Source organism: Actinomyces sp. ICM47 (assembly GCF_000278725.1).
Lineage (GTDB): Bacteria > Actinomycetota > Actinomycetes > Actinomycetales > Actinomycetaceae > Pauljensenia.
The window spans coordinates 1-3,622 of the sequence record NZ_ALCA01000097.1 but is presented as its reverse complement, the minus strand read 5'-3'; the positions used below and the strand labels follow the sequence as shown (position 1 = coordinate 3,622).

3 protein-coding genes and 1 pseudogene are annotated in these 3,622 nt (G+C 69.7%); all 4 read right to left on the bottom strand.

Annotation, left to right across the window (positions count from 1 at the left end):
* The coding region (locus HMPREF1136_RS06445) for a chromosome segregation SMC family protein (protein WP_009648533.1) at positions 1-2,259 on the bottom strand (2,259 nt) is incomplete at its 3' end.
* A 20-nt stretch (positions 2,260-2,279) separates the two neighbouring features.
* On the bottom strand, positions 2,280-2,750 hold the full coding sequence (gene ndk, locus HMPREF1136_RS06440; RefSeq protein ID WP_009648530.1) for a nucleoside-diphosphate kinase: 471 nt from the start codon (positions 2,748-2,750) through the stop codon (positions 2,280-2,282).
* Between the two features lie 27 nt (positions 2,751-2,777).
* Positions 2,778-3,518: a dihydroxyacetone kinase phosphoryl donor subunit DhaM gene (dhaM, locus tag HMPREF1136_RS06435; RefSeq protein ID WP_009648531.1), complete on the bottom strand. Its 741-nt coding sequence runs from the start codon at positions 3,516-3,518 to the stop codon at positions 2,778-2,780.
* A pseudogene (locus HMPREF1136_RS10910) lies at positions 3,515-3,622 on the bottom strand (DAK2 domain-containing protein); the annotation flags it as partial. The gene dhaM and the pseudogene HMPREF1136_RS10910, both read right to left, overlap by 4 nt.

The window sequence follows — 3,622 nt, the reverse complement described above, 5'->3', positions numbered from 1 at the left end:
GGCCTCGGCACGGGCTGCCTGCGCCGCCGACTGGGCACGAGCCAACTCCTGGGCCTCTTTCGCGCGCTGTGCATCCTCTGCACGCAGGGCCTTGAGCGCTTCGTTCGCCTCCTTGATGCATCGGTCCAGCTGCACGTTCGCATGGGCGAGTTCATTGGAGACTGCGTCCATGCGGGCACCTGCGTCCTTCGCTCGCACACTTGCCTGCTCGAAGTCGGCGCGCACGGACAGCACCGACGAGGCCTGCCGGCCTCCCTCGACCGACCACGCGCGCAGCACGTCGCCGCCGGGCGTGACGACGGCCCGCACGCCCGTCAGGGCGAGCACGGCAGGCGCACACTCAGCGGAGCACGCGACGACCCCGTCCAGCAGTGCCGCTAGCGGCGCAGCGCCGCCCTCGCAGGTGACGACCGAGCGTAGCCACGCGGCACCCTCGGGTAGCTCCGCAGCACCGAGAGCACCGGGGGAAGCAGCAACAGGCGACGAGGCCGTGGCTTCCCCCGCCCTCAGGGTTTCCTCCGCGTGCCCCTGGTCACCGGGCGCAACGACGAGGCGCAGCGAACGACCGGCGGCGCGTGCCGCGTCCAGCTCGCCCAGGCCTCGTGCCAGGGAATCCACGACAACGGCATCCGCGAAAGGGGCGAGCGCGGCTGCGACGGCGTCCTCATACCCGGGTGCGACGCGTAAGAGGGGCGCGACCTGGCCGAGCACTCCGGGCTTCCCCAACAGCTCGGAGGTGCCATCCTCGGGGGCCAACAGCTGCTCAAGCGCGTCGCGGCGTGCCTCCCAGCGAGCACGCTCGGCTCGAGCCTCGCGCTCGACACCCAGCAGCTCGTCCACGCGGGCGCGCGCAGCGTCACGACGCGCGGACGCCTCCGCGTGTGCGCGTGCCGCTCCCCCGCTTGAATCGACGGATAATCCATCCTTATCGAACGCACTGTCAGCCACAGATCCTGTCGTCCCCGGCACGGCGGCCTCCGCCGCAGCGGCGCGCTCCTGAGCGCCCTGGTACGCGCTCCACGCGCGCTCAGCCTCGGCGCGGGCGGCCTCCAGGCGTGACGCGGCCGTGGACACGTCACCCGTCAGGCGTGCGACCTTCTCACGGTGGTCGGCGATGACGCGGTTGACGCGGGCCAGCTCGCGGGAGGCTGCCTCGTCGGTGTCCTCAGCTGCCTCGCGTGCGCGAGTCGCGGACGTCAATGCAGAGCGCGCGACTTCAACCTGCCCGGCCACAGCGGCGTCTTCGGTGCCGGCGACGCGGGCGCGCTCGTCGAGCACATCGGGGTCCTCCCCTGCCGGAGGAGGCTCGGGAGTTGCGCGCAGGGCGACCTTCTGCGTGGCCGCCATGAGGGTTCCGCGCAGGCGCTCAGTGAGAGTGGTCAGCGACTGCCAGTCCGCCGACGCCTGCTCGAGCGCGGGCGAGGAGGAACGCTCAGCTTCCTCGAGGGACGACAACGACACGCGCGACGCGGCGATCTGAGCCTCCAGCGCTGCGCGTCGCTGCGCGGCCGACTCGTCCGAGGCTTCGAGAGCAGCCAAGCGCGAGAGGGCCGACGCCAGGTCGTCCGCGAGCAGACGGGCCTTCGCGTCGCGCACGCGCGCCTGAATGAGGGAAGCGCGCCGGGCAATGCGCGCCTGGCGGGCCAACGGCCTCAGCTGGCGGTGGATCTCGGCCGTCAGGTCGAGGACGCGCACGAGATTCGCGTCCATGTCCGCGAGTTTTTTGAGCGCTCGCTCCTTGCGGCGGCGATGTTTGAGGACGCCCGCGGCCTCTTCGATGAAGCCACGCCGCTCCTCGGGCGTGGAGGACAGGATCGCATCCAACTGCCCCTGCCCCACGATGACGTGCATCTGGCGGCCCATGCCCGTGTCGGAGAGCAGCTCCTGGACGTCCAGGAGCCGCACGGGTGAGCCGTTGATGGAATACTCCGAGCCGCCCCCGCGGAACAGGGTGCGGCTGATCGTCACCTCCGAGTACTCGATGTCGAGCAGCCCGTCAGCATTGTCGATCGTCAGGTCCACCTGGGCGCGCCCCAACGCCGCGCGCCCAGATGTCCCCGCGAAAATAACGTCCGCCATGTTCGAGCCGCGCAACGCGCGTGCTCCCTGCTCGCCCATGACCCAGGCGAGAGCGTCGACGACGTTCGATTTACCTGACCCGTTGGGGCCGACGACACATGTAATGCCCGGCTGGAGGGCGAGCGTGGTCGCACTGGCGAAGGACTTAAATCCCCGCAGCGTCAGGGTTTTGAGATGCATCCTTGCAGGTTACAGGCCCCTCAGTAAATCTCGGGGAACCACAGGGCGATTTCGCGCATCGCGCTGTCCACGGAGTCCGAGCCGTGAATCAGGTTCTCCATGTGGGGGCTGTTCCATGCGCGACCCAGGTCACCGCGGATCGTGCCGGCGGGGGCGGTCGTCGGGTCGGTCGACCCCATGAGGACGCGCATGCCCTCGACGACGCGCTGGCCTTCGACGATCATGGCGACGACGGGGCCGGAACTCATGAACTCAAGGAGGCCCTCGAAGAAGGGCTTGCCCTTGTGCTCGGCGTAGTGCTCGGCCAGCAGCTCACGGGTGGCGACCATGAGCTTGAGGCCCTTGATCGTGTAGCCCTTGGCCTCGATGCGACGCAGAATCTCGCCGGTCAGGCTGCGGGCGTAGCCGTCGGGCTTGACGACGATGAGGGTGTGCTCGAGGGTGGGGTCGAGAAGGTGCTGGGGTTCCAGCAGAACACTCTTGGCGCTCACGTTGTCTCCTGTGATAGTGAGGGTTACCTAATTGGTCCTTTCAAGCATATCCGTCAGCGCTTGGACCGCGGCTGTGGCGTCGGCCCCATTGGCCTCAATGTGGACGGTCGAGCCTTGCCCGACACCGAGCGTCATCAGGAGGAGCATAGAGGTTGCGTCCACGCCGTTGACCGTGATCTCTGCGTCAAAGGTTTCCGCCAGGCGCGTGAAGGCGGCAGCAGGGCGCGCGTGCAGGCCGACGGGATCCGCAACGACGGCGTCTCCTTCGGCGTGGGGAACACATCGCTCCGACGAGGCCGTGGCCTCCCCCGCTCCCCCGCTGACAGGCGGGTTGGCCGGGCTGGGTGCCTCCTGGGCGGGCGCGTCGTTCAGGCGCGGGGCGAGGGCGGCTGCGGCCTCAGCGACCTGGTCGAGGTCGTCGCCGACCTGGGCGCGAACCGACGAGGCGACGGCTCCTTCGACGAGGGCGGTGTCGACGAAGCGCACGCGCTCGGGGTCGTCACTCATCTCGATGACTGATTCGACGGTCATCGTGGCCGAGCCGAGGTCGGTCAGGACGATGACGCCGCTGCCCTCCCCAGCCACGGCTGCGAGGGCAGCCTCGAGGGCCGCCTCCACGCGGTCGTAGGAGGTGCCGATGCGGCCATCGTCCGTGCCCCCGGCAGCCTCGAAGCGCACGTCGGGGGCCATCTGGGCAGCCAGCTCGCACACGCCGACGGCGAGGGAGGCGGAATGGGAGACGATGACGAAGGAGACGCGCGCGCTCATGCGTCCTGGCCCTCGGTGGCTGCGCGCGCGGCGGCGCGCAGGATGAGGGAGGTGGAGACGGCACCCGGGTCGAGGTGCCCGATGGAGCGCTCACCCAGGTAGGA